Consider the following 24,318-nt stretch of genomic DNA (forward strand, 5'->3'; position numbering starts at 1 on the left):
CTCACGGCACGGCCGCCGGGGCACGGCGGCCGTACGCATTCGGGAGAGCGGCATGGCCAGAGGAAACACCCGCCAGCGGATCCAGGACGTTGCCCTGGAGCTCTTCGGCGAGCAGGGGTACGAAAAGACCTCGCTGCGCGAGATCGCCGAGCGGCTGGATGTGACGAAGGCGGCGCTCTACTACCACTTCAAGACCAAGGAAGACATCATCATCAGCCTCTTCCAGGACCTCACCAGGCCCATGGACGAGGTGATCGAGTGGGGCCGGACGCAGCCGGGCACGCTCGACGTCAAACTGGAGATCCTGCGCCGCTACAGCGAGGCGCTCTTCGGGGCGGAGCCGCTGTTCCGGTTCATGCAGGAGAACCAGGCGACCATGCGCGAGCTGAGCATCGGCGAGATGTTCAAGGAGCGGATGCACGCGATGGTCGACCTGCTGAAGGATCCGGACGCCTCGATGGCCGACCGGATCCGGTGCTTCACGGCGCTGTTCTCGATGCACGCCGGGATGTTCGTCCTCAAGGACATGGAGGGCGACCCCGAGGAGAAGCGCGTCAGCGTCCTCGAGGTCGCCAGCGACCTGGTCACCCAGGCCCACCACAACTCGCCCCGCGCCTAGGCCTGTTGGGCCCCGGTCCGGGCGACTTCGACGGTCAGACGGTGAGGCCGACCGTCCGCAGGAAGGCGACGGGGTTGACGGCCGAGCCGTAGTTCGGCGACGTACGGATCTCGAAGTGCAGGTGCGGGCCACTGGAGTTGCCCGTGTTGCCGGAGAGCGCGATCCGGTCGCCGGTGCCCACGGTCTGGCCGACGCGCACGTTGATCTGCGACAGGTGCGCGTACTGCGAGTACGTGTTGTTGGCGTGCCGGATCACGATCGCGTTGCCGTAGGCGGGGCCGTCACCGGCGCCGACCGGGCCGGCCTTGACGACGGTGCCGGCGTGCGCGGCCGAGACGGGCGTGCCGTTGGGCACCGCGAAGTCCTGGCCGGAGTGCTTGTGCGACCACATCGAACCGCCCAGGCCGAAGCTGGCGCTCAGCGTGTAGTGCGTGACCGGGTGCACCCAGGACGCGGCCTTGGCGGCGGCGGCCTGCTTGACCGCGGCGGCGGCCTTGGTCTGCGCCTTGGCCTGGTCGGCCACGGCGGACGTGGTGACGGAGGTCGGGGCCAGCGACGCGGAGTCGGCGGCCGCGGCACCCGCACCGAGGAGCGTCGCGGCGCCCGTTCCGGCGGCGACGGCGGCGATCGCCACGGCGCGCAGGCGGAACGCGGACGGGCGGACGGTCTTGGACAGGGTGCGCTGGGGCATGCGGGAGCTCTTCCGTACGGCGACAGGGTGATCCGCCGAGTGAGACCCAGAGTGAGTTCCGGCGGCATGCGCGGACCCGGCACGCACAGCGGCACACCGGGTCGGCCTCACCTTGGTAACCCAAGCCCCCATCTCCGCCCAAAACGCCCATCTACTAACGAAAGCCGTAACGATCAGGCTGGGAATACGTCCGGTGCGCGGCCAACGCCCCCTAGGCCGCGTAGTAGACCCCCGGGGCCCTGTGTGCCTTGTCACCGGGTCCCGGACCGAAGCCCTTCCCTTTCGGGACCAAGGCCCAGCGGCCCTCGCCGGACGACCCGCGACCCGTAGCGGCTCCCGCGCGGCCGGGCCCCGCACCCGTGACCGGCGCCGTCCACCCCTCACGTGGAGGCTCCCCGCCGACGGGGCCCGGGCCCGGCCCGGCCGACGAGGGCCGTGGCGCGCGAACCCGCCGCCTGGCACCCGCCGCCCGCCACCGGCACCCGGCACCCGGCACCCGGCACCCGGCACCCGGCACCACCCTCCCACCCCTGTCCCAACTGCCTTATCCAGCGCGAGAATTGGGGCGAGCGAGGGGACTGTGTCATGACCGACGACAGGCATGCTTTCGACGGGATCGAGCTGGCCGACGCCATCGAGTCCGTACGCGAACAACTCACCGAGGCCGCCGCGCGGGCCTCCGGACAATCGCTGGTCTTCGAACTCGGCCAGATCCAGATGGAGTTCACGCTCGAACTCCGCAAGGAGGTCAAGGGCGGGCTCAAGGTGCGGGCCTGGGTGGTGGACGCGGGCGCCGAGGCCGGGCGCGACACGGGGCGCACGCACAAGGTGGCCTTCACCCTGACGCCGCGCGCCGCCACCGACGGCGCCGCCTGGAGGGTCGGCAACGCCGGGCCCGGTGGGGGCTTCGCGGCCGGGCCGCGATGAGCACCTCCTTACCCACGACCGCCGACCGGGTCGTGGCCGTGCTCTCCGACGGGCACCAGGGCAGCGGGGTCATCGTCTCGCCGTGGCTGGTGCTGACCTGCGCGCACAACCTGGTGGGCGCCCCGCCGGTCCGTCTCGCCCACCCTTCCATCGGCGAGGTGACCTCCCAAGTCCTGTGGCAGGACGCCGAGTTGGACGCGGCGCTCATCTACAGCGACGAGGAGCTGCTGCCCGGACTGCTGCGCCTCGGCACCGTGGACACCGCGCAGTCGCTGCCCGGCTGCGAGATCATCGGCTTCCCCGACATCCAGCGCTACGGCGCCGACCACCACCTCGACTACGACCAGTTCGTCGGCACCGTCCTGCCGGTGGCGGGCAGCCTGCGTGACGACCTGGTCTGCGAGCTGCACCGGCCGCCCGCCACCGAACGCGCGGACGGCAGCTCGCCGCTGGCCGGCCTCTCGGGCGCCCCGCTCTTCGCGGCGGCCACCCTGCTCGGCCTGGTCAAGGAGATCCCGCGCGGGCGCGGCCACCGCAGGGTGGTGTGCGTGCCGCTGCGGGGCATCTTCGCCTCCGAGGGCTTCCGCGCCGCGTTCGCCACTCTGGCCGCGCCCGCCCCGCTCGAACTGGTCACCGGCGTACCCCCGGAGGACCAGCGCTACGAGCACGAGTACGCGGAGGCCATCGGCGCCTCGTACCGCAAGACGAAGATCTTCGGCCTGGACGAGCTGAACAAGCGGGACTCCGAGTGGGACCTGGACACCGCCTACCTCAGCCTGGAGGCGAGACCCAAGGCCACCGAGCCGCCGCAGGCGGGCCGCCCCCTGATGGACAGCGCCCCGCAGCGCATCGACGCCCTGCTCGCCTCCCGCCCGCGCGTCCTGATCCGGGGCGAGGCGGGGGCCGGCAAGACCACCCTGGTGTGGTGGCTCGCGGCGCACGCGGCGGCCGGCCGGCTCGGACCCGGCCTCGCCGACCTCAACGCGCTCGTGCCGTTCGTGGTGCCGCTGCGCACCCTGCGCGCCCAGGGCGCCACCTTCCCGCTGCCCGCCCAACTCCCCACCGCAGCACGGCTCGTGGTGGACGCGGCACCGGAGGGCTGGGCCGGCCGGGTCCTGAAGACCGGGCAGGCGCTGCTCCTGGTGGACGGGCTCGACGAGGTGCCGCAGGAGGACCGCGAGGAGGCCCACCGCTGGCTCGCCGCCCTCCTGGACCGCTATCCGCGCACCCGCTGCGTGGTGACGGTACGGCCGATGGCGGTCGAGCCGGACTGGCTGAAGTACGCGGGCTTCGAAGAGCTGCGGCTGCTTCCGATGAACGACGAGGACATCACCGCCTTCATCGCGGCCTGGCACCGCGCGGCCCGGCTCGACAGCGGCCCGCACGAGGACCTGGACGAGCTGGAACGCGATCTGTCCGAGCAGTTCAAGCAGAACAGCACCCTCAAGGGCCTCGCGCGTACTCCCCTGCTGTGCGCCGTCATCTGCGCCCTGCACCGGCTGCGCCAGGGCTTCCTGCCCGACACCCGCTGGAAGCTCTACGAGGCGGCCCTGCGGATGCTGCTCGGCAACCGCGACCAGCAGCGCAAGGTCGAGGCGCCCGAGGGCATCGAGATCAGCGCCGAGGAGTGCACTGAGCTGCTCCAGCGGATCGCGGTGTGGCTGGTGCGCGAGGGCCAGTCGGAGTTCTCCCGCGACCAGGCGCTGCGCCAGCTCAAGCGGGCCCTGTCCGGCATGGAGAACGTCCGCGGCCAGGGCACCCCCGAGGACGTCCTTCGCCACCTGCTCAACCGCAGCGGGCTGCTCCAGGAACGCGCCGACGACGTCTTCCAGTTCACCCACCGCACCTTCCAGGACTTCCTCGCCGCGAAGGAGTTCGTGGAGGACGGGCACCTGGGCGAACTCCTCGGGCACGCCTCGGAGGAACAGCAGTGGCAGGACGTGATCCTGCTCGCCGCCGGGCACTGCGGCCGCCGCGACCGGCCCGTCCTCGTCAACGGGCTGCTCGACGCGGGCACCCGCCACAGCGCCCACCAGGACAAGGCCAAGATCCATGTGCTCGCGGCCCGTTGTGCCCAGCACGCCGCCTACCTCGACGAGGTGACCGCCCGCCGGGTCCGCGAACACATCGCGGCGCTGCTCCCGCCGCGCGACCTGGAGACCGTCACCCTGCTCGCCCGGCTGGGCCCGTCCGTCCTCGGCCATCTCCCGGACCCGGGCACCACCTCGGCCGAGGCGCTCGGACACGTCGTCGGGCTCATCAACCGGGTCGGCAACGCGGAGGCCATCGAGCACGCCCGCGCCTGGTCGGCCGCCCACCCGCACGCGGCCGACCTGTTCGCCACCGAGTGGTCGCGCTACCCAGCCGAGCGCTACGCCCGCGAGGTGCTCGCCCACCTCGACCTGCGGGAGGCCCTGCTGCACGTGGAGACCCGCTGGCAGCTCGCCCAGCTCCCGCACGTGCCGGGCGCCCGCCGGCTGTGGATCACCGTGCCGCCCGACCTGACCGCGGACGAGCTGCACGCCTCGCTGCGCGGCCGCGAGGTGGCGGCCCTGCGCCTGAACGGCACCGAGCGCCTGGCCGACCTCGCCTTCCTGCGGGACAGCGCGGAGCGCCTCGCGGACCTGGAGGTGCTGCGGGGCTCGGGCCTGCGCGATCTCACCCAGCTCGCCCGGCTGCCCGTCCTCACCTCGCTCGGGCTGCTCGACGTGTCCGCGCAGGAGGTCGACCTCTCCCCGCTCGGCGAGGTGCCGGCCCTGCGCACCCTGCTGTTCGGCAGCAGCACGGATCTCCACCTCGCCCAGCTCCCGGTGCTGGACCACGTCACCACCCTGCATCTGGAGGCCGACCAGGTGGCCGGCTTCGACGCGCTGAACCGCTGGCCCGCCCTCACTTACCTGGAGCTGGCCCCCTCCTCGTCGGCGACCACCCGGCGGCTCCTGGCGTACGTGCGCGGGCAGCCCGGCATCGTCCGGCTCGGCGTCGCGCTGAGCTCGGTGGCCGCGCTCGCCGGGGTGGCCCCGCTGCCCAGCGTCCGCCACCTCGACCTGTGGCTCGCCAACTCCGACGGCGACCTGGGCGCGGTCCTCGCGGTGTTCCCGGCCCTCACGACGGTGGACCTGGCGGTCGGCACCGTCCAGGCCGGCTCCTGGAACCCGGGCGCGCTGCTGCGCCGCCCCGGCCTGACGGTCACCGTCAACGGCGGCCCGCTGGCCCCGTGAGCGCACGAAAAAGGGGCTGCCCCGGCCCGTACGTGACGTACGGGCCGGGGCAGCCCCTTCAGGCGAGGCCTCCGAAGAGGACTACGCCTCCTTGCTCAGGTTCGGACCGCCGCCGGCGGCCGCGTCCTCGATCGGCGGGACGTCGGGCAGAGCCGACTTCTCCTCGCCGCGGAAGGTGAACTTCTTCTCCTCACCCTCGCCCTCGGTGCCGATGACCACGATGTGACCGGGGCGCAGCTCACCGAAGAGGATCTTCTCGGAGAGGATGTCCTCGATCTCCCGCTGGATCGTCCGGCGCAGCGGCCGGGCGCCCATGATCGGGTCGTAGCCCTTCTTGGCGAGCAGCGACTTGGCCTCGGCATTGAGCTCGATGCCCATGTCGCGGTCCTTGAGGCGCTCGTCCACCTTGTCGATCATGAGGTCGACGATCTGGATGATGTCTTCCTCGGTCAGCTGGTGGAAGACCACCGTGTCGTCGACACGGTTGAGGAACTCGGGGCGGAAGTGCTGCTTCAGCTCCTCGTTGACCTTGGCCTTCATCCGGTCGTAGCCGGTCTTGACGTCACCCTGGGCGGCGAAGCCCAGGTTGAAGCCCTTGGAGATGTCCCGGGTCCCGAGGTTGGTCGTCATGATGATGACCGTGTTCTTGAAGTCCACGACCCGGCCCTGGGAGTCGGTCAGACGACCGTCTTCCAGAATCTGGAGCAGGGAATTGAAGATATCGGGGTGGGCCTTCTCGACCTCGTCGAACAGGACGACGGAGAACGGCTTGCGGCGCACCTTCTCGGTGAGCTGGCCGCCCTCTTCGTAACCCACGTAACCGGGGGGCGAACCGAAGAGGCGGGAAACCGTGTGCTTCTCGCTGAACTCCGACATGTCGAGGGAGATCAGCGCGTCCTCGTCGCCGAAGAGGAATTCCGCCAGCGTCTTCGACAGCTCGGTCTTACCGACACCGGACGGACCGGCGAAGATGAACGAACCACCGGGACGCTTCGGGTCCTTCAGACCGGCACGCGTGCGTCGGATCGCCTGCGAGAGCGCCTTGATGGCGTCCTTCTGGCCGATGACGCGCTTGTGCAGCTCGTCCTCCATGCGGAGCAGCCGCGAGGACTCCTCCTCGGTGAGCTTGAAGACCGGGATGCCCGTGGCCGTGGCCAGCACCTCGGCGATCAGCTCGCCGTCGACCTCGGCGACGACGTCCATGTCGCCGGCCTTCCACTCCTTCTCGCGCTTGGCCTTCGCGGCGAGCAGCTGCTTCTCCTTGTCGCGGAGAGAGGCCGCCTTCTCGAAGTCCTGGGAGTCGATGGCCGACTCCTTGTCGCGGCGCACGCCCGCGATCTTCTCGTCGAACTCGCGGAGGTCCGGCGGCGCGGTCATCCGGCGGATGCGCATCCGGGAACCGGCCTCGTCGATCAGGTCGATCGCCTTGTCCGGCAGGAAGCGGTCCGAGATGTACCGGTCGGCCAGCGTCGCGGCCTGGACGAGGGCTTCGTCCGTGATCGAGACGCGGTGGTGGGCCTCGTAGCGGTCGCGCAGACCCTTGAGGATCTCGATGGTGTGCGGCAGCGACGGCTCGGCGACCTGGATGGGCTGGAAGCGTCGCTCGAGAGCGGCGTCCTTCTCCAGGTGCTTGCGGTACTCGTCGAGCGTGGTGGCACCGATGGTCTGGAGCTCACCGCGGGCCAGCATCGGCTTGAGGATGCTCGCCGCGTCGATCGCGCCCTCGGCGGCACCCGCACCCACCAGGGTGTGGAGCTCGTCGATGAACAGGATGATGTCTCCGCGGGTGCGGATCTCCTTGAGGACCTTCTTCAGGCGCTCCTCGAAGTCACCGCGGTAGCGGGATCCGGCGACCAGGGCGCCGAGGTCCAGCGTGTAGAGGTGCTTGTCCTTGAGCGTCTCGGGCACTTCGCCCTTGACGATCGCCTGGGCCAGGCCCTCGACGACGGCGGTCTTGCCGACGCCGGGCTCGCCGATGAGGACCGGGTTGTTCTTGGTACGGCGCGACAGGACCTGCATGACGCGCTCGATCTCCTTCTCGCGCCCGATGACCGGGTCGAGCTTGGATTCGCGAGCGGCCTGCGTCAGGTTGCGGCCGAACTGGTCGAGCACCAGGGACGTGGAGGGGGTGCCCTCCGCAGGGCCGCCGGCCGTGGCGGCTTCCTTGCCCTGGTAGCCGGAGAGCAGCTGGATGACCTGCTGCCGCACCCGGTTGAGATCGGCGCCCAGCTTCACCAGGACCTGGGCTGCGACGCCCTCGCCCTCGCGGATCAGGCCGAGCAGGATGTGCTCGGTGCCGATGTAGTTGTGGCCGAGCTGGAGGGCCTCGCGGAGCGACAGCTCCAGGACCTTCTTGGCACGGGGCGTGAAGGGGATGTGGCCGGACGGGGCCTGCTGGCCCTGACCGATGATCTCCTCCACCTGCTGGCGGACCGCCTCGAGCGAAATCCCGAGGCTCTCCAGGGCCTTAGCGGCGACACCCTCACCCTCGTGGATCAGGCCCAGGAGGATGTGCTCGGTGCCGATGTAGTTGTGGTTGAGCATCCGGGCTTCTTCCTGAGCCAGGACGACAACCCGCCGCGCGCGGTCGGTGAACCTCTCGAACATCGTTAATCGCTCCTCAGAGCGGTCGGGCAGTAAGGGGGCGGTCCCCTCCCTGTCCTTCCGCATGCTAGTCCCGCAGGGCGGGACAGCTCATTCCAACTGCCGACACCCGTTCAATGCCTCCCGGCCCGAACAGCCGACAACTGCTCCAACCCGATGGTGCGAGACGATGTTCCCGCAGGCCAGACAGATACCCCTGTCTCCAGTACGCCGATGGCGAACGTGAGACCGCCTGACGAGCGTGTCGCCCCTCCCCACTAGGAATGTCTTACCCGCCCGGACTGACACTCCATGCGAAAGACCCCGGTTCCGTAAGCTACGGGCGAACAACCTTGCGCCCGCTCACACCCCCGAGCGCCCCACAATTCCCCACGGAGCGCGTTCGTCCGGAAACCCAGCGTAACTCGGCGCCGTTTCTTCAGTTGCTCCGGGCATGGCCCTCACCGTCCCGCAGCCCCGCGCACCCCTGGATGGCTCGCTCGCGCAGTGGTACGAGCGCGGGCTCGGCTGGGCCGTCTCCGAGGGGCCTCCGGTCCAGCTGCTCACCGGACTGCGCTTCGACGTCCTCGAGCTCCCGGCGAGCGCCGGCTTCGCCCTCCTGGAACGGTACGAGCGGACCGGCCCCGTCGCCCTGGTGGGGCGCCGGATGCGGCTGCTCGTGGCGGCCGGAAGCGCGGACGAGCTGCCGGGGCTGCTCGACTGGCTGGAGTGGGGCGGGGTCGCCCTGGATCTGCGCGCCATCGGCGCCGGAGGCCGCATGACCGCCCCGGTTCCGCCGGGCTGGGCCGGCTCGCGGGGGGCCGCCGTGTGGGTGCGGCCCCCCGAGCCCGGGTGCGAGATCGAGGCGCGGTTGCCCTCGTTCACCGGATTCACTCAGTGCGGCGGTGCCGGCGACGGGGACGGTTCTGATGCCTCCCGCGCCGCGCGGGGCGGCCGCGCCGCGGGCCTCAGCCTCGTGAGGCTGGTGGCCGCGGCGGCGACGGAATGCCACCGGGCCCGGTTGTTCCACGCGAAATCCCCAGGTGGTACGGGGAACACGGAAACTCAGCCGTTCTGCTTCTCGTAGGCCTCACGGATTTCGGCCGGGACACGGCCGCGGTCGTTAACGTTGTAGCCCTGCTCCTTGGCCCACTTGCGGATCTCGGCCGTGTTCTGGTTGCCGGTGCCGAGCAGCGCGCCACGGGCCTTGCCGCGACCGCCCGCCGCGCGGCCACCGGTACGCCGGCCGCTCTTGAGGTACGGCTCAAGGAGACCGCGGAGCTTGTCCGCGTTGGCGGTGGTGAGGTCGATCTCGAAGCTCTTCCCGTCAAGAGCGAACGTCACGGTCTCGTCAGCCTCGCCACCGTCGAGGTCATCGACAAGAAGGACCTGAACCTTCTGTGCCACCGGATTTCCTTTCATCGAAAATGCAGTACGCGGAAAGGAAACCGCTTTTGACTGGAAAACACAAACCCCCTGGAGAGGTTCAGGATCCTTGCTCCACGGGAAACGTACGCGATTCGGACATAGGGTTCCGACAGCTTCCCGCCGCTTCCCCGATCACAGGTGCAGAAGCATCCGGGTGTTGCCCAAGGTGTTCGGCTTCACTCGTTCGAGACCGAGGAACTCGGCGACGCCCTCGTCATAGGAGCGCAGCAGCTCGCTGTAGACATCTGTGTCGACCGTATCGACCGGAGTCTCCCCGATCTCGGTGAACCCGTGCTTCGCGAAGAACGGGACTTCGAAGGTGAGGCAGAAAACCCGCCGCACTCCGAGCCAGCGGGCGGTCTGGAGCAGCTTGGTGAGCACCAGATGTCCGATGCCGGAGCCGTGGAACTCGGGGTCCACGGCGAGAGTGCGCACTTCGGCGAGGTCTTCCCACATCACGTGCAGCGCCCCGCAGCCGACCACGCGGGCGTCCGAGTCGCGTTCCGCCACCCAGAACTCCTGGATGGACTCGTAAAGCGTGACCGTCGCTTTGTCGAGCAGGATCCCGCCTCCGACGTACGCGTCGAGAAGGCTTCGCACGGCCGGTACATCGCCGGTCCTGGCCCGGCGGACGGTGACCGCATTCGCGGCGGGATAAGACATGCCTGGACGCTATCGCCCCGCTTCGGCTCCGGGCGCATCGCCCTCTTCGGATCCTTGTTCGGCTTCGCGGTCCCGTTCGGGTTCCGGCTCCTGCACCATGCGCACGGCATCGCGCAGCGCTTCGCGCTCCTCGGGGGACATCATGCCGAAGAAGGCGACCAGTGCGGCCGCACGGTTGTCGCTCTGGGACCAGGCTTCGTTCATCAGCGCCGCGGCGTACGCGGCCCGGGTGGAGACCGCCGTATATCGATAGGCCCGCCCGTCGACTTCCCTGCGGACCCAGCCCTTCTGATGGAGATTGTCCATTACGGTCATGACCGTGGTGTACGCGATGGACCGTTCCTGCTGAAGGTCTTCGAGGACTTCCCGGACGGTCACCGGGCGGTTCCACTGCCAGACCCGGGTCATGACGGCGTCTTCCAGCTCTCCCAATTGACGGGGCACATCTGCACCATAGTGGGAGATGTCGCGAATGGCTGGTTATTTGCAGTTAGCGCGCAGCAAAAAGGGCGCACGCGGGGAAATACCCCTGTGCGCCCCCCGCTGTGCGTACCCCTGCGGACCCTGCGGTCAGGGAGAGGCGGGCTTCTGCTGTGCGGCCTCGGCGCGGGCGAGCGCGCTGTCCACGGCCGCGTCCTCCTTGCCCTTGTTGGGGCCGCCCTGGCTCTTCACGATCGTCACGACGAGCGCGATGAAGAAGACGGCCATCACCACGGGGGGCAGAAGCGCGGAAACGTAGTCCATACCGACAGAGTAGCTAGCCCGCCCGGCGTTCCTCGGCCGGGGGCTCGGGACGGCGGCGTGGCGGGAAGACCTCGGAGGGCTTCGGCACGGGGCGCTCGGGCGCCGGCGCCGGGCGGACCGGGGTGCCCGGCCGCGGCTCGGCGGACTTGTCCTGGTCGGCGGCGCCTCCGCCGACCAGGGTCAGGAGCCTGCCGCGCCGCTCGGGCGCCGCGACCGCGCGGCCGGCCAGGCGGGCCCGTACCGAGCGCTCGGCGAGCCGGCGGCAGCGCTCCAGGAGGGCCGCGCACACCGGGTCCGAGCGCAGCGCGCGCAGCGCGGCCAGGTCGTCGGGCCCGGGGTCGTAGCCGGCCGCCAGGGCGTCCTGGAGCAGCTCGGTGTAGCCGGGCAGCGAGCCGGGGAGCGCGTCACGGTAGCGGGCGAGGTCGGCGAGCAGGAAGGCGCGCAGCCGCTCCCCCTCGCGGACGGCCTCGTCCACGGAGTCGGCCAGGCGCAGGCAGTCCCGGATGTCCTCATCCTGGACGGCGCTGGGGTGGAGGGCGACGGCGAGGGCGCGTCGGAGCACACGCAGCTCGTCCGCACCGAACGCCATGCCGCCACGGGATCCGTATGGCGTGGGCATGCGGTGACGATACGTCGTAAATGGACAAAATCCGCTTAACGGGCCGATGCCGGGCGCGTTGTGGGGTATCCCGGTCCCCGCGCGCCCGGCCGCCGTCTCAGAAGGCGCGGGACTTCAGGAACGTGCCACGTTGCGCTCGTACACGAGGCGCAGACCGATCAGGGTCAGCCACGGCTCGTGTTCGTCGATCTCCTCGGCCTCGCCCAGCACCATCGGGGCGAGGCCTCCGGTGGCGATGACCGTCACGTCGTCCGGGTCGCCCTCGGGGCCGACCAGTTCGCGCTTCATGCGCCGGACGACGCCGTCGACCTGGCCCGCGAACCCGTACACGATGCCTGCCTGCATGGCCTCGACGGTGTTCTTGCCGATCACCGAGCGGGGCCTGGCCACCTCGATCTTGCGGAGCTGGGCGCCCCGGATGCCGAGGGCGTCGACGGAGATCTCGATGCCGGGGGCGATGACGCCGCCGACGTACTCGCCGCGCGCGCTGACCGCGTCGAACGTCGTGCCCGTACCGAAGTCGACGACGATCGCGGGGCCGCCGTAGAGCTCGACGGCGGCGACCGAGTTGACGATGCGGTCGGCGCCGACCTCCTTGGGGTTGTCGGTCAGGACCGGCACGCCCGTCTTGATGCCGGGCTCCACCAGGACCGCCGGGACGTCGCCGTAGTAGCGGCGGGTCACCTCGCGCAGCTCGTGCAGGACCGAGGGGACGGTCGCGCAGATCGCGATGCCCTCGATGCCGTCGCCGAGCTCCGCGCCGAGCAGCGGGTGGGTGCCCATCAGGCCGTTGAGCAGCACGGCCAGCTCGTCCGCGGTGCGGCGGGCGTCGGTGGAGATCCGCCAGTGCTCGACGACCTCCTCGCCGTCGAACAGGCCGAGGACGGTGTGGGTGTTGCCGACGTCGATGGTGAGCAGCATCAGGCCGAGCCCTCTCGGCCGGCCTCGCGCAGGTCGAGGCCGATGTCCAGGATGGGCGAGGAGTGGGTGAGGGCGCCCACCGCCAGGTAGTCGACGCCCGTCGCCGCGTACTCGGTGGCGGTCGCCAGGGTGAGGCGGCCCGAGGATTCGAGCATCGCGCGGCCCGCGACCAGGGCGACCGCCTCGGCCGTCTCGGCCGGCGTGAAGTTGTCGAGCAGGATCAAGTCGGCCCCGGCGTCCAGGACTTCGGTGACCTGGGCCAGGGTGTCGACCTCGACCTCGATGGCCAGGTCCGGGAAGCGGCCCCGTACGGCCTTGAAGGCCTCGGCCACACCGCCGGCCGCGACCACGTGGTTGTCCTTGACCAGCGCCGCGTCCGACAGGGACATGCGGTGGTTGACGCCGCCGCCGCAGCGCACCGCGTACTTCTCCAGGGCGCGCAGGCCCGGGGTGGTCTTGCGGGTGTCGCGGACCTTGGCGCCGGTGCCCTCGAGGGCGTCGGCCCAGGCGCGGGTGGCGGTGGCGATGCCGGACAGGCGGCACAGCAGGTTGAGCGCGCTGCGCTCGCCGGTCAGCAGGTCGCGGGTGCGGGTCGTGACGCTGAGCAGCTTCTGGCCCGCGGCCACCCGGTCGCCGTCGGCGACGTGCCGCTCGACCTCGAACTCCTCGGTGCACACGATGGACAGGATCGCCTCGGCGACCCGCAGGCCCGCGACCGTGCCGGCCTCGCGGGCGGTGAAGTCGCCGGTGGCGACGGCGTCCTGGGGGACGGTGGCCGCCGAGGTGACGTCCATGCCGCCGTCCAGGTCCTCCTCGATGGCGAGGTGGGCGATGTCCTCGACCTGGACGGGGTCCAGGCCGGACTCGGCGAGCAGCGCGGCGAGCGCGGGGTCGAGCCCGCACTCGTACACCTCCTCGCCGCCGCCGCAGCCGCAGTCGTCGCCGCAGCCGCCGCCCTGGACGGGCGCACCGATCTGGATCAGGGGGACGTCCACCGGCTGGGGACGGAGTTCCTCGGGCGTGCTCACGGTTACGGCTCCAGGGGGGTGGCTGCGACGGTCGGGGGGAAGGTGGCGCTGGTGGTGGGGCGGATGTCCAGGGACCGCCCGGGGGTGATGCGGACGACGAGGTGGCGGCGCCAGGCCGCGTCGTCGCGGTCCGGCCGGTCCTCGCGCCAGTGGCAGCCGCGGGTCTCCTCGCGGGCGGCCGCCGCGGCGACCAGGACCCGGGCGACGAGCAGCAGGTTGGTGGTCTCCCACGCCTCGACGCCCGGCACGGCGGCCTTGCGCTCGTCGGCGCGGATCGCCTCCAGGCGCTCGGCGGCCCCGGCGAGGCTCTCGGCGGAGCGGAGCACCCCGGCGCCGTTGGTCATGATCCGCTGGATCTGGATGCGGGCCGCCGGGTCGAGCAGCGGTACGGGACCGTCGTGCGGGTCGGCCTCGGCCTCGTGGCGGTCGGCCCCAACGGCCGCACCCTCGTGCCGGTCGGCCTCAACGGCCTTGTCCGGTACGGGAGTTGTGGTGGGTCCGGCCTGATCCTTCGTGATGTCCGCCGCGATGTTCTCGGCGAAGACCAGGCCCTCCAGAAGGGAGTTGGAGGCGAGCCGGTTGGCGCCGTGCACTCCGGTGCAGGCGACCTCGCCGCAGGCGTACAGGCCCGGCACGGTGGTGCGGCCGCGCAGGTCGGTGCGGATGCCGCCGGATGCGTAGTGCGCGGCCGGGGCGACCGGGATCGGCTCGGTCACCGGGTCGATGCCGTGCGAGCGGCAGGCGGCCAGGATCGTCGGGAAGCGGTGCGCCCACATCTCGGCGCCGAAGTGCCGGCCGTCCAGGTACATGTGCTCGGCGCCCCGCGCCTGCATCTGACGGGTGATGGCCTTCGCGACGATGTCGCGCGGGGCGAGCTCGGCCAGCTCGTGCTGCCCGAGCATGAAGCGGGTGCCGGACGCGTCCACCAGGTGGGCGCCCTCGCCGCGCACGGCCTCCGAGACCAGCGGCTGCTGGCCCTCGGAGTCGGCGCCGAGGAAGAGGACCGTGGGGTGGAACTGGACGAATTCGAGGTCGGAGATCTCGGCGCCCGCGCGCAGCGCGAGGGCCACGCCGTCGCCGGTGGACACCGACGGGTTGGTGGTCGCCGAGAACACCTGGCCCATGCCGCCGGTCGCGAGCACCACCGCGGGGGCGCGGACCGCGCCGACGCCGTCGTGCTGGCCCTCGCCCATGACGTGCAGGGTGATGCCGGCGGTGCGGCCATGCTCGTCCTTGAGGAGGTCGAGGACCAGGGCGTTCTCGATGGTGCGCACCGCCCGGGTGCGGACCGCCTCGACGAGCGCGCGGGAAATCTCGGCGCCCGTCGCGTCGCCGCCCGCGTGCGCGATGCGCCGGCGGTGGTGGCCGCCTTCGCGGGTGAGCGAGATCGCGCCCGACTCGTCGGTGTCGAAGTGGGCGCCGGTGGCGATCAACCGCCGTACGGCGTCCGGGCCTTCGGTGACGAGGAGGCGTACCGCGTCCTCGTCGCACAGGCCCGCGCCCGCCACCAGGGTGTCGTCCAGGTGCTGCTCGGGGGTGTCGCCCTCGCCGAGGGCGGCCGCTATGCCGCCCTGCGCCCAGCGCGTGGAACCGTCGTCCAGGCGGGCCTTGGTGACGACGACCGTGGCCAGGCCGGCCGCGGTGCAGCGCAGCGCGGCGGTCAGGCCCGCGACGCCGGAGCCGACGACCACGACGTCCGCGTCGATGGCCCAGCCGGCTGCGGGGGCGTCGAGCCGTATTCCGGTACTGGTCATTCCGGTGCTCCGAACGTGAGCGGGATGTTGTCGATGAGGCGGGTGGTGCCGACGCGGGCGGCGACGGCGAGGATCGCCGTGCCGTCGAATCCCTCCGGCGCCTCCCGGAACGTCTCCGGGTCCACCAGCGCCAAGTAGTCCGCCACGACCGGAGGTTCGACCTTCGCGGCGGCGTCGAGCACGCCCTGGGCGACGGCCTTGATGGCGGCGGGCGACGGCGCGGCCGCGGCGACCGCGTGGGCGTCGGCGGCGGCGCGGGCCTCGCCGATCGCGGTGAGCGCGTCGGCCCGGCCCGATACGGCGCCCCCGGCGGTGGCCCGCGCGTACAGGGCGTGCTCGGCGGCCAGCCGGTCGCGGGCCGCGAACAGGGCGCGCGACAGGGCGCGGGCCGCGGCCCGTTCGGCCGGGGCGAGGTAACGGTTGCGGCTGGACAGGGCGAGCCCGTCGTCCTCGCGCACGGTCGGTACGCCGACGATCTCGACGGGGAAGTTCAGATCGCGCACCATGCGCCGGATCAGCGCCAGCTGCTGGGCGTCCTTCTGCCCGTACAGGGCGACGTCGGGCGCGCTGAGGTGGAGCAGCTTGGCGACGACGGTCAGCATGCCGTCGAAGTGTCCTGGCCGGGCCGCGCCTTCGAGGAGCTCGCCCATGGGGCCCGCGGTGACGCGCACCTGGGGCTCGCCGCCGGGGTAGACCTCGTCCACGGAGGGCGCGAACACGGCGTCGGCGCCCTCCCGTTCGGCGATCGCGCGGTCCGCGTCCAGGGTGCGGGGATAGCGGTCCAGGTCCTCGCCCGCACCGAACTGCAGCGGGTTGACGAAGACGGTGACCACGACCTGCCCGTCGGGTCCTGCCAGCTCGCGCGCGGTGCGGATCAAGGTGGCGTGGCCCTCGTGCAGCGCGCCCATGGTCATCACGACGGCACGGCGGCCGGTGTGCCGGAGGGCCGCGAGCTCCGCGGCCGTACGCACCAGAGCGGTCATCGCTCGTCTCCTTCGGCGAGCACCCCGAGCAGGTCCTGGGCGAGCTCCGGCTTGAGCAGTCCGTGCGCGAGCGCCCGGTCCGCGGTCGTACGGGCCATCGCGAGGTATCCGGCGACCGTGCCCGGCGCGTGCTTGCGCAGCTCGGCCACGTGGGCGGCGACCGTGCCCGCGTCGCCGCGCGAGACCGGCCCGGTCAGGGCCGCGTCGCCCGAGCGCAGGGCGTTGTCGAGGGCCGCGCCCAGCAGCGGGCCGAGCATCCGGTCGGGGTGGGCGACACCGGCCTTGCCGAGCAGCTCCATCGACTGGGCGACCAGCGTGACCAGGTGATTCGCGCCCAGCGCGAGGGCCGCGTGGTAGAGCGGGCGGTCGCCCTCGGCGATCCACTCGGGCTCGCCGCCCATCTCGATGACCAGGGCCTCGGCGGCGAGCCGCAGCTCCTCGGGGGCGGTCACGCCGAACGAGCAGCCCGCCAGGCGCCGGACGTCCACGGCGGTGCCGGTGAACGTCATCGCCGGGTGCAGGGCGAGCGGCAGCGCGCCGGCCCGCCTGGCCGGGTCGAGGACGGCCGTGCCGTACCGCCCGGAGGTGTGCGCCAGGAGCTGGCCGGGGCGGATCGCGCCCGTCTCGGCGAGGCCCTCGACCAGGCCCGGCAGGGCGTCGTCGGGGACGGTCAGGAGGACGAGCTCGGCGCGCGCGAGGACCTCGGCGGGCGGCACGAGCGGCACGTCGGGCAGCAGGGCGGCGGCCCTGCGCACCGAGGCGTCGGAGACGCCGGAGACCGCGACCGGGCGGTGTCCGGCCAGCTGGAGCGCGGCGGCGAGGGCGGGGCCGACCCGGCCCGCGCCGACGACGCCCACGGTGAGGCGGGCGGGGCGGTCCGCCGGGCTGTGTTCGTGGCGGTGCTCTGGTGGTGCGTTCACGCGGTGGGGCCTTCCGTTCCAGTCCGCGAGGGGTACCGGACGCCAAACCAAAATCAAACGGCCCGCTCATGCTACGCCCAGGCCCCGGAAACCCCTTGGGTTGTCCACAGGGTGTGGGCGATCATCGCCCCATGCCCGATACCGAGCCGAATTCCCTCCCCGATTCCCCCTCCCAGGTCCCGGAAGCGACGCGGGACGAAACCCCGGAACAGGCCAAGCAGCACCGCCTGGCCGTCTTCAGGAGCGCCAAGCGGACCCTGGCGTACCAGTCGGTCGACCACACCATGGCGGAACGTCTGGCGGCCCTTCTGGCGGACGGCGCCGAGGTCTACGACCTGGACGCGTTCGCCGACCTCTACGGCGACGGCCCGGTGGCCGAGCTGGAGCGCCGTACCGCCGAGGAGCTCGGCTTCCCGGCCGCCGTCTTCTTCCCCACCGGCACGATGGCCCAGCAGGTCGCGCTGCGCTGCTGGGCCGCGCGCACCGGCGACCCGACGGTCGCCCTGCATCCGCTCGCCCACCCCGAGGTGCACGAGCGCCAGGCCCTCGGGCAGCTCAGCGGCCTGCGCACGGTCCACCCGACCGCCGAGCCCCGGCTGCCCACCGCCGACGAGGTGCGCGACTTCGAGGAGCCCTTCGGCACCCTGATGCTGGAGCTCCCGCTGCGCGACGCGGGCTATGTCCTGCCGACCTGGGACGAGCTGGTGGCCGTGGTGGACGCGGCCCGCGAGCGGGACGCGGTGGTCCACTTCGACGGGGCCAGGCTCTGGGAGACCACCGCCCACTTCGGCCGCCCGCTGCGGGAGGTCGCGGGCCTCGCGGACAGCGTGTACGTGTCCTTCTACAAGACGCTGGGCGGTCTTTCCGGCGCGGTCCTGGCGGGCCCCGAGTCGCTCGTCGCGCAGGCCCGCACCTGGCGCCACCGCTATGGCGGCCAGCTCTTCCAGCAGTTCCCGACGGCCCTCTCCGGCCTGCTCGGCCTGCGCCGCGAGCTGCCCGAGCTGCCGTCGTACGTGGCCCACGCCAAGGTCGTGGCCCGGGCGATCCACGAGGGCCTCGCCGCCGCGGGCGTGCCGTGGTTCCGGGTGCACCCCGAGCCGCCGCACACCCACCAGTTCCAGGTGTGGCTGCCCTACGAGGCCGAGGTGCTCAACGCGGCCTCGCTCCAGCAGGCCGGGGCCGGGGTCTGTCTGTTCCGACGCTGGCTGGCGAACCCCTCGGGCCCGGCCGGCATCGCCGTCACGGAGGTCACGGTCAACGCCCCGGGCCTGGAGTGGAGCGCCGAGGACGTCCGGGCCGCGGTGGCCGACTTCGTACGGCTCCTCCCGTAGCCCGCTCCCCCGCCCGCTCCCACGGGGCACACGGGTCCCACCGGGCGCACGGGTCTCACCGGCCTCACGGGCAGGCGGGCGGGCGCCTGTGGTGCTGCGGGGCGATCAGGTGGGCCAGGGCCGCCCGCAGCCGGCCGGTGGCGAGGCGGCCCGCGAGGACCGCCTCGAAGCGGCGGTAGTCCCGTATCGCGCGCACGGTCGCCACGTCGTGGGTGCCGGGTACCGGAGGCGCGGGCTCGCCGAGGCGGGCCGCGCGGTAGCTGTCGATCATGTGCTGCTGCATCGCGTCCATGTCTCCACGGTGAGCCCGTGCGGGCGCCGCGTCGCGCCGATTGACGAGCCGCGTCAAATGGCGCCCTGACCAGTGCCGTCGATTGACCGGGACCGTCAATCGGCGGCCTCTTTGTCAGTGCGCCGGTGCACCATGGGCGCATGAGCGTGACCATCGACATCACGGGCCTGCCGCCCGAGCGCATCGGCTTCGCGGTCTCCCCGCTCGCCGAGCTGGGCCTGGCCCTGCACGCGCTCTCCGAGCCGGGTCACCACCCGGGTCTGCACGGCTGGGCGACGGCGACCGCGGCGGCCCTCAAGCCCGACCTCGCGGACCGGCTGCACGAGGCCGAGTTCCTGTGGCGCAACACCTTCTCCGACGTGTTCATGCCGTTCGCGGGCATACCGGGCCACGACGGCAGCACCGGCGCCACGCTGGCCGAGGACCTCGACCTGCTGGACCGCCTCACCGACGAGCGCTTCACCTCCGCCGCCCTGGAGTTCACCTGCTCCAGCCTGTACGGGGTCAAGACGCTCTCCGCGCTGCACGATCCGGCGATGCGGATGCGCGCCCTGGAGATGGCGGCGACGCGCGGCCCGCACCAAGTGGACTTCACCAAGCGCCTGTTGGACGATCCCGCGTCCGTACGGGCCTGGCTGCGGCGTCTTCTGGAGGACTGCGACCAGGCCTTCTTCGCGGACACCTGGCAGCGCGTCCGGGTCCAACTGGCCGCCGACGCCCGGCACAAGGCGGAGCTGCTGCGCCGCAAGGGCCTCGACGAGGCGATCGGGGCGGTCTCGGCCGCGCTCAGCCTCGACCAGGGCGGCACCCGGATCAGCGTCGACAAGCTGGCCGAGGGCCGCACGATCGCCACCGACCCGGAGCCCGGCGCCGGCCTCACCTTCGTGCCCACCTCGTTCGGCTGGCCGCACCTGATGGTGCTGCACGCGCCGGGCTGGCGGCCGGTGATCCACTACCCGGTGCACGGCCCCGAACTGCCCTCGCCCGCCTCGGTGGAGACCCTCAAGCTGCGCATGGAGGCGCTGGCCCACCCGATGCGGATGCGCCTGTGCCGCAATCTGGCCCGCTCCCCCTACACGACGAGCGAGCTCGCCGACGCGCACGGGATCACCGCGCCGGAGGTCTCGCGCCATCTGGCCGTCCTGAAGAAGGCCGGGCTCATCACCACCCGGCGCCGCGGCCGGTACGTGCTGCACCAGCTGGACCTGACGGTGGTGGCCCGCCTCGGCAGCGACTTCCTGGAGGGCGTACTGCGCTGAGCGCGCGGGCGCGCGGCCCCGGCCCGGCCGGGCGTACGGCCGGGCCTGCCCCGCCTCAGCCCGCGCCGCCCGCCCGCACCAGGCCGCTCTCGTACGCGAGGACCACCACCTGGACGCGGTCGCGGAGTTCCAGCTTGGTGAGGATGCGGCCCACATGGGTCTTGACCGTGGCCTCCGACAGGACGAGCCGGGCCGCGATCTCGCCGTTGGACAGCCCCTGCGCGACCAGGAGCATGACCTCGCGCTCGCGCTCGGTCAGACGCTCCAACTGCTTGTTCTCGGGCCCCTTGCCGCTGGTGGGGAGCATCGGGGCGAACCGGTCGAGCAGTCGCCGGGTCGTCGAGGGCGCGACCACCGCGTCGCCGCTGTGCACCGAGCGGATCGCGGCGAGCAGTTCGGCCGGCGGCACGTCCTTCAGCATGAAGCCGCTGGCCCCCGCCTTGAGCCCGGAGAAGGCGTACTCGTCGAGGTCGAAGGTGGTCAGGATCAGCACCTTCGGCGGGTTCGGCGCCTCGCAGATGCGCCGGGTGGCCTCCACCCCGTCCAGCCTCGGCATGCGCACATCCATCAGGACGACGTCGACGGCGGTCGCACGCAGGATGTCGATCGCCTCCGCGCCGTCGCCCGCCTCCGCGACGACCTCCATGTCCGGCTGGGCGGCGAGCACCATCCGGAACCCGGTGCGCAGCAGCACCTGGTCGTCGACGAGCATCACGCGGATCGTCATCGTTCCCTCTCCATCACGCCGTACAAGTCCGGTCACATGACCACGTACAGGAAATCAGTGGGCCGGCTTGAGCGGCAGCAGGGCACTGATGCGGAAGCCGCCGCCGGGGCGCGGCCCCGCGTCAAGGGTGCCTCCGACCATGCCGATCCGCTCGCGCATGCCGATCAGGCCGTGGCCCTGCCCGTCCGCGCCGCCGTCCTCGTACATCTCGTGGGCGGCGCCGCGGCCGTCGTCCTCCACGAGCAGGCCGAGGCCGTCGTCGAAGTACACGAGCCGCACGCTGGCCCCCGCGTCCGGACCGCCGTGCTTGCGGGTGTTGGTGAGCGCCTCCTGCACGATCCGGTACGCCGTCAGCTCGACGCCGCTGGGCAGCGGGCGCGGGGTGCCCTCGATCTTGAAGTCGACGGTGAGGCCGGCCCCCCGGACCGTCTCCACCAGGTCCTCGATCTGCTGGACGTCCGGCTGCGGGACGTACTCCCCCGCCTCCTGGTGCTCACCGGTGCGCAGCACGCCGAGCAGCCGGCGCATCTCGGCGAGCGCCTGACGGCCCGTCATCGAGATGGTCTCCAGGGCCGTCTTCGCCTGGTCCGGCGAGGTGTCCATCACATAGGCGGCGCCGTCGGCCTGCACCACCATCACCGACACGTTGTGCGCCACCACGTCGTGCAGCTCACGGGCGATCCGGGCCCGCTCGGCGGCGACCGCCACCTTGGCCTGCGCCTCGCGCTCCCGCTCCAGGCGCGAGGCCCGCTCCTCCAGCTGCGCGAAGTACGCCTTGCGGGTGCGCATCGAGTCGCCGAGCACCCAGGCGAGCACGAACGGGACCGTCATGATGATGACGAAGAAGACCTTCTCCTGCCCGCTGCTCCCCACCCCCGTCGCCATCCAGCGCACATGGGCGAGCGGAGCCGCGAACAGCCCGCCGATCAACGCGACCCGCGAGGCCCAGCGCTCACCCGCGGAGGCCACGGTGTAGACGAGGACCAGCATCGCGAAGTCCTGGACCTGCGGCTGGACGTTCAGCGCCAGCTGCGCCAGGCCCACGGCGATGACGAGGAGCAGCATCCGCTCGGGCATCCGGCGGCGCAGCGCCACGGCCACGCCCATCCCGAGCGAGACCAGGACCTGGAGGCTCCAGGCCGGCTGCTTCGGGTCGTGCGCCGCCGACAGGATCTGCAGGCAGGAGAACCCGAACAGGACGAAGGCCCAGAAGGCGTCGACCCCGGTCGGGTTCCTGCGGATGAAGTCGTAGAGGCGCTGCACGTAACCCAGCGTAGGGAAAGCGGACAGGTGCAGGGGTCAACCGCCGGGGCGATCCTGATCCCGGCGGCGTACTCCGCAAGGTGGAGACTTGGACGCGTGACGGATGAGACGTGTCAGCACTCCGGCGACGAGAACGGGCCGGAACCGGTGGATCCGGCCGAGCGGGGCGCGCCCGTCGGGTGGCGGGCGGCCACCGAGCGCGCGCTGTACGGGGACGGCGGGTTCTATCTGCGGCCCGAGGGGCCCGCCGGCCATTTCCGCACGTCGGTACATGCCTCGCCGCTCTTCGCGGGGGCGGTCGCCCGCCTCCTGACAGAGGTCGCGGCCGGGCTCGGCCCCGGGCCCTTCGACCTCGTGGACGTCGGCGCCGGGCGCGGGGAGCTGCTCACCGGGGTGCTCGCCGCGCTGCCCCCGGACTTCCCGGTCCGGCCGTACGCCGTCGAGCGCGCGGCCCGTCCCGCCGGGCTCGACGAGCGGATCGTCTGGCGGGATTCGGTGCCGCGGGGGATCCGGGGGCTGCTCTTCGCGAACGAGTGGCTCGACAACGTGCCGGTGGAGGTCGCCGAGGCCGACGCGGCGGGGGTCCCCCGGCTCGTCCTCGTCGGGCCCGACGGCACCGAGACCCTGGGCGCGCCGGTGGCGGGCGCGGACGCGGGATGGCTCGCGCGCTGGTGGCCGCTGAGCGAGCCGGGCACTCGGGCCGAGATCGGGTGGCCGCGCGACGAGGCGTGGGCGGCCGCGGTCGCCTCGCTCTCGGCGGGGCTGGCGGTGGCCGTGGACTACGCGCACGAGCGGGGGGCCCGGCCGCCCTTCGGAACGCTGGCCGGATTCCGGGGCGGGCGCGAGGTGGTGCCGGTGCCGGACGGCTCCTGCGACATCACCGCGCATGTCGCCCTCGACGCGTGCGCGCTGCCGGGCGCGGAGCTGCTCCCCCAGCGCGAGGCCCTGTCCCGCCTCGGCGTCTGCGGGGCCCGGCCCCCCTTGGCCCTGGCGTCCTCGGACCCGGCGGCGTACGTACGCGCGCTGGCGGCGGCGGGGGCGGCGGCCGAGCTCACCGCCCGGGGCGCCCTCGGCGACTTCCTCTGGCTCCTCCAGCCCCGACCCCCAGCGCCTTAGGGGCACGGGGATCTGCGCGCCCGTCGTCCCCGCCGGGGCCCGGGTGGCAGGGGGGTCGGGGCCCCCGGGGGATACTGGCCCGCATGACGGAGACGACGGTCGGGATCGGGGGCGGGGCGGAGAGCACCGACATGGTGCTCAACATCGGCCCCCAGCACCCCTCCACCCACGGAGTGCTACGCCTCAAGCTCGTGCTCGACGGCGAACGCATTCAACAGGCCGAGCCGGTCATCGGCTACATGCACCGCGGCGCGGAGAAGCTCTTCGAGGCCCGCGACTACCGCCAGATCGTGATGCTGGCCAACCGCCACGACTGGCTCTCCGCGTTCTCCAACGAGCTCGGCGTCGTCATGGCCGTGGAGCGGATGCTCGGCATGGAGGTCCCCGAGCGCGCCGTGTGGACCCGCACCCTGCTCGCCGAGCTCAACCGCGTCCTGAACCACCTCATGTTCCTCGGCTCGTATCCGCTGGAGCTCGGCGGCATCACCCCCGTCTTCCACGCCTTCCGCGAGCGCGAGGAACTCCAGGCCGTGATGGAGGAGGTCTCCGGCGGCCGCATGCACTACATGTTCAACCGGGTCGGCGGCCTCAAGGAGGACCTGCCGCTCGGCTGGCTCGGCCGGGTCCGGCACGCCATCGCCTCGGTGCGCTCGCGCATGGACGTGTACGACCGCCTCGTCCTCGGCAACGAGATCTTCCGCGCCCGCACCAGGAACGTCGGCGTGCTGTCCGCCGAGGCCGTGCACGCCTACGGCGTGAGCGGCCCCATCGCCCGTGCCTCCGGCGTCGACTTCGACCTGCGCCGCGACGAGCCGTACCTCGCGTACGGCGAGCTCCAGGACACCCTGAAGGTCGTCACCCGCGCCGAGGGCGACTGCCTGGCCCGCTTCGAGTGCCTCCTGGAGCAGACCCACAACGCGCTCGACCTCGCCGACGCCTGCCTCGACAGGATGGCGGACCTCGCGCCCGGCCCGATCAACCAGCGGCTGCCCAAGGTCCTCAAGGCGCCCGAGGGCCACACGTACGCCTGGACCGAGAACCCGCTCGGCGTCAACGGCTACTACCTGGTCAGCAAGGGCGAGAAGACCCCGTACCGGCTGAAGCTGCGCTCGGCCTCGTACAACAACATCCAGGCGCTCGCCGTCCTGCTGCCGGGGACGCTGGTCGCCGACATGGTGGCGATCCTGGGGTCGCTGTTCTTCGTCGTCGGTGACATCGACAAGTAGGTT

The 24,318-nt window shown here is 72.2% G+C and carries 23 protein-coding genes; 8 read left to right on the top strand and 15 right to left on the bottom strand.

Going from position 1 to position 24,318, the window contains the following annotated elements; genetic code table 11:
- Positions 1 to 52 precede the first annotated feature (52 nt).
- The gene (locus ACFYZA_RS34225) at positions 53 to 619 is read left to right on the top strand and encodes a TetR/AcrR family transcriptional regulator (RefSeq protein WP_382599688.1); all 567 of its coding nucleotides are present in this window, start codon (positions 53 to 55) and stop codon (positions 617 to 619) included.
- A 34-nt stretch (positions 620 to 653) separates the two neighbouring features.
- Here the strand turns inward: ACFYZA_RS34225 and ACFYZA_RS34230 are convergent, their stop codons facing one another.
- Positions 654 to 1,310 (bottom strand): M23 family metallopeptidase, encoded by a 657-nt coding sequence (locus tag ACFYZA_RS34230; RefSeq protein ID WP_382599690.1) that lies wholly within the window; start codon positions 1,308 to 1,310, stop codon positions 654 to 656.
- 585 nt (positions 1,311 to 1,895) lie between these two features.
- On the opposite strand from ACFYZA_RS34230, the gene ACFYZA_RS34235 reads away from it, so the two are divergent.
- Together ACFYZA_RS34235 and ACFYZA_RS34240 are read left to right on the top strand one after the other, a co-directional pair.
- Entirely contained in the window at positions 1,896 to 2,237 is a 342-nt protein-coding gene (locus tag ACFYZA_RS34235; protein ID WP_382599692.1) for a trypco2 family protein, read from the top strand.
- Positions 2,234 to 5,458, top strand: coding sequence for an NACHT domain-containing protein (locus tag ACFYZA_RS34240; RefSeq protein WP_388494485.1), 3,225 nt, complete (start codon positions 2,234 to 2,236; stop codon positions 5,456 to 5,458). The genes ACFYZA_RS34235 and ACFYZA_RS34240 overlap by 4 nt, the downstream gene beginning before the upstream one ends.
- A gap of 81 nt (positions 5,459 to 5,539) precedes the next feature.
- On the opposite strand, the gene ACFYZA_RS34245 is transcribed toward ACFYZA_RS34240, so the two are convergent.
- Positions 5,540 to 8,065, bottom strand: a complete 2,526-nt coding sequence (locus ACFYZA_RS34245) for an ATP-dependent Clp protease ATP-binding subunit (RefSeq protein ID WP_120722094.1) — start codon at positions 8,063 to 8,065, stop codon at positions 5,540 to 5,542.
- Positions 8,066 to 8,495: 430 nt separating this feature from the next.
- Here ACFYZA_RS34245 and ACFYZA_RS34250 point away from each other — a divergent pair, with 430 nt between their 5' ends.
- On the top strand, positions 8,496 to 9,128 hold the full coding sequence (locus tag ACFYZA_RS34250) for an SCO3374 family protein (protein WP_382595684.1): 633 nt from the start codon (positions 8,496 to 8,498) through the stop codon (positions 9,126 to 9,128).
- Here ACFYZA_RS34250 and ACFYZA_RS34255 read toward each other — a convergent pair.
- The 10 genes from ACFYZA_RS34255 to ACFYZA_RS34300 all read right to left on the bottom strand — a co-directional run bounded on the left by ACFYZA_RS34255 (position 9,107) and on the right by ACFYZA_RS34300 (position 17,101).
- Positions 9,107 to 9,448 carry an Lsr2 family protein gene (locus ACFYZA_RS34255; RefSeq protein WP_328311302.1) on the bottom strand — a complete coding sequence of 114 codons (342 nt, stop codon included), beginning with the start codon at positions 9,446 to 9,448 and terminating at the stop codon, positions 9,107 to 9,109. The two genes, ACFYZA_RS34250 and ACFYZA_RS34255, sit on opposite strands and share 22 nt — an antisense overlap.
- Before the next feature lie 153 nt (positions 9,449 to 9,601).
- Positions 9,602 to 10,132, bottom strand: a complete 531-nt coding sequence (locus ACFYZA_RS34260) for an amino-acid N-acetyltransferase (protein ID WP_382595688.1) — start codon at positions 10,130 to 10,132, stop codon at positions 9,602 to 9,604.
- A gap of 9 nt (positions 10,133 to 10,141) precedes the next feature.
- Complete coding sequence (locus tag ACFYZA_RS34265; RefSeq protein ID WP_161248111.1) at positions 10,142 to 10,576, bottom strand: BlaI/MecI/CopY family transcriptional regulator; 435 nt, start codon at positions 10,574 to 10,576, stop codon at positions 10,142 to 10,144.
- Between the two features lie 126 nt (positions 10,577 to 10,702).
- Positions 10,703 to 10,876, bottom strand: a complete 174-nt coding sequence (locus ACFYZA_RS34270) for a hypothetical protein (protein ID WP_167157923.1) — start codon at positions 10,874 to 10,876, stop codon at positions 10,703 to 10,705.
- 13 nt (positions 10,877 to 10,889) lie between these two features.
- Positions 10,890 to 11,465, bottom strand: coding sequence for a hypothetical protein (locus ACFYZA_RS34275; RefSeq protein WP_382595856.1), 576 nt, complete (start codon positions 11,463 to 11,465; stop codon positions 10,890 to 10,892).
- A 144-nt stretch (positions 11,466 to 11,609) separates the two neighbouring features.
- Positions 11,610 to 12,416 (bottom strand): type III pantothenate kinase, encoded by an 807-nt coding sequence (locus tag ACFYZA_RS34280; RefSeq protein ID WP_382595693.1) that lies wholly within the window; start codon positions 12,414 to 12,416, stop codon positions 11,610 to 11,612.
- Positions 12,416 to 13,444 (bottom strand): carboxylating nicotinate-nucleotide diphosphorylase, encoded by a 1,029-nt coding sequence (nadC, locus tag ACFYZA_RS34285; protein ID WP_388494486.1) that lies wholly within the window; start codon positions 13,442 to 13,444, stop codon positions 12,416 to 12,418. The genes ACFYZA_RS34280 and nadC overlap by 1 nt, the downstream gene beginning before the upstream one ends.
- Positions 13,445 to 13,446: 2 nt before the next feature.
- Positions 13,447 to 15,198, bottom strand: coding sequence for an L-aspartate oxidase (locus tag ACFYZA_RS34290; protein ID WP_388494487.1), 1,752 nt, complete (start codon positions 15,196 to 15,198; stop codon positions 13,447 to 13,449).
- A complete protein-coding gene (panC, locus tag ACFYZA_RS34295; protein WP_382595702.1) occupies positions 15,195 to 16,181 on the bottom strand; it encodes a pantoate--beta-alanine ligase in 987 nt (328 codons plus the stop codon). Before panC ends, ACFYZA_RS34290 begins: the two co-directional genes overlap by 4 nt.
- Entirely contained in the window at positions 16,178 to 17,101 is a 924-nt protein-coding gene (locus ACFYZA_RS34300) for a Rossmann-like and DUF2520 domain-containing protein (protein ID WP_388494488.1), read from the bottom strand. Before ACFYZA_RS34300 ends, panC begins: the two co-directional genes overlap by 4 nt.
- Positions 17,102 to 17,232: 131 nt before the next feature.
- Here ACFYZA_RS34300 and ACFYZA_RS34305 point away from each other — a divergent pair, with 131 nt between their 5' ends.
- Positions 17,233 to 18,432: a threonine aldolase family protein gene (locus ACFYZA_RS34305; protein WP_388494489.1), complete on the top strand. Its 1,200-nt coding sequence runs from the start codon at positions 17,233 to 17,235 to the stop codon at positions 18,430 to 18,432.
- A 64-nt stretch (positions 18,433 to 18,496) separates the two neighbouring features.
- Here the strand turns inward: ACFYZA_RS34305 and ACFYZA_RS34310 are convergent, their stop codons facing one another.
- The gene (locus tag ACFYZA_RS34310) at positions 18,497 to 18,724 is read right to left on the bottom strand and encodes a hypothetical protein (protein WP_382595711.1); all 228 of its coding nucleotides are present in this window, start codon (positions 18,722 to 18,724) and stop codon (positions 18,497 to 18,499) included.
- Between the two features lie 146 nt (positions 18,725 to 18,870).
- Here ACFYZA_RS34310 and ACFYZA_RS34315 point away from each other — a divergent pair, with 146 nt between their 5' ends.
- Positions 18,871 to 19,983: a DUF5937 family protein gene (locus ACFYZA_RS34315; RefSeq protein WP_388494568.1), complete on the top strand. Its 1,113-nt coding sequence runs from the start codon at positions 18,871 to 18,873 to the stop codon at positions 19,981 to 19,983.
- A gap of 55 nt (positions 19,984 to 20,038) precedes the next feature.
- On the opposite strand, the gene ACFYZA_RS34320 is transcribed toward ACFYZA_RS34315, so the two are convergent.
- The gene (locus tag ACFYZA_RS34320; protein WP_382595714.1) at positions 20,039 to 20,710 is read right to left on the bottom strand and encodes a response regulator; all 672 of its coding nucleotides are present in this window, start codon (positions 20,708 to 20,710) and stop codon (positions 20,039 to 20,041) included.
- 54 nt (positions 20,711 to 20,764) lie between these two features.
- Positions 20,765 to 21,973: a sensor histidine kinase gene (locus ACFYZA_RS34325; RefSeq protein ID WP_382595717.1), complete on the bottom strand. Its 1,209-nt coding sequence runs from the start codon at positions 21,971 to 21,973 to the stop codon at positions 20,765 to 20,767.
- Between the two features lie 147 nt (positions 21,974 to 22,120).
- Here ACFYZA_RS34325 and ACFYZA_RS34330 point away from each other — a divergent pair, with 147 nt between their 5' ends.
- Positions 22,121 to 23,089, top strand: coding sequence for an SAM-dependent methyltransferase (locus ACFYZA_RS34330; protein WP_388494569.1), 969 nt, complete (start codon positions 22,121 to 22,123; stop codon positions 23,087 to 23,089).
- 83 nt (positions 23,090 to 23,172) lie between these two features.
- Positions 23,173 to 24,315, top strand: a complete 1,143-nt coding sequence (locus ACFYZA_RS34335) for an NADH-quinone oxidoreductase subunit D (RefSeq protein WP_382595720.1) — start codon at positions 23,173 to 23,175, stop codon at positions 24,313 to 24,315.
- Positions 24,316 to 24,318 lie beyond the last annotated feature (3 nt).

It is taken from the genome of Streptomyces sp. NPDC001828, from assembly GCF_042892175.1.
GTDB lineage: Bacteria > Actinomycetota > Actinomycetes > Streptomycetales > Streptomycetaceae > Streptomyces.

Bases quoted from the DNA above. Each gene is read 5' to 3' on its own strand.
- ACFYZA_RS34225 (WP_382599688.1), top strand. From the start codon at position 53: ATGGCCAGAGGAAACACCCGCCAGCGGATCCAGGACGTTGCCCTGGAG.
- ACFYZA_RS34230 (WP_382599690.1), bottom strand. From the start codon at position 1,310: ATGCCCCAGCGCACCCTGTCCAAGACCGTCCGCCCGTCCGCGTTCCGC.
- ACFYZA_RS34235 (WP_382599692.1), top strand. From the start codon at position 1,896: ATGACCGACGACAGGCATGCTTTCGACGGGATCGAGCTGGCCGACGCC.
- ACFYZA_RS34240 (WP_388494485.1), top strand. From the start codon at position 2,234: ATGAGCACCTCCTTACCCACGACCGCCGACCGGGTCGTGGCCGTGCTC.
- ACFYZA_RS34245 (WP_120722094.1), bottom strand. From the start codon at position 8,065: ATGTTCGAGAGGTTCACCGACCGCGCGCGGCGGGTTGTCGTCCTGGCT.
- ACFYZA_RS34250 (WP_382595684.1), top strand. From the start codon at position 8,496: ATGGCCCTCACCGTCCCGCAGCCCCGCGCACCCCTGGATGGCTCGCTC.
- ACFYZA_RS34260 (WP_382595688.1), bottom strand. From the start codon at position 10,132: ATGTCTTATCCCGCCGCGAATGCGGTCACCGTCCGCCGGGCCAGGACC.
- ACFYZA_RS34270 (WP_167157923.1), bottom strand. From the start codon at position 10,876: ATGGACTACGTTTCCGCGCTTCTGCCCCCCGTGGTGATGGCCGTCTTC.
- ACFYZA_RS34275 (WP_382595856.1), bottom strand. From the start codon at position 11,465: ATGGCGTTCGGTGCGGACGAGCTGCGTGTGCTCCGACGCGCCCTCGCC.
- ACFYZA_RS34280 (WP_382595693.1), bottom strand. From the start codon at position 12,416: ATGCTGCTCACCATCGACGTCGGCAACACCCACACCGTCCTCGGCCTG.
- ACFYZA_RS34290 (WP_388494487.1), bottom strand. From the start codon at position 15,198: ATGACCAGTACCGGAATACGGCTCGACGCCCCCGCAGCCGGCTGGGCC.
- panC (WP_382595702.1), bottom strand. From the start codon at position 16,181: ATGACCGCTCTGGTGCGTACGGCCGCGGAGCTCGCGGCCCTCCGGCAC.
- ACFYZA_RS34305 (WP_388494489.1), top strand. From the start codon at position 17,233: ATGCCCGATACCGAGCCGAATTCCCTCCCCGATTCCCCCTCCCAGGTC.
- ACFYZA_RS34310 (WP_382595711.1), bottom strand. From the start codon at position 18,724: ATGGACGCGATGCAGCAGCACATGATCGACAGCTACCGCGCGGCCCGC.
- ACFYZA_RS34320 (WP_382595714.1), bottom strand. From the start codon at position 20,710: ATGACGATCCGCGTGATGCTCGTCGACGACCAGGTGCTGCTGCGCACC.
- ACFYZA_RS34335 (WP_382595720.1), top strand. From the start codon at position 23,173: ATGACGGAGACGACGGTCGGGATCGGGGGCGGGGCGGAGAGCACCGAC.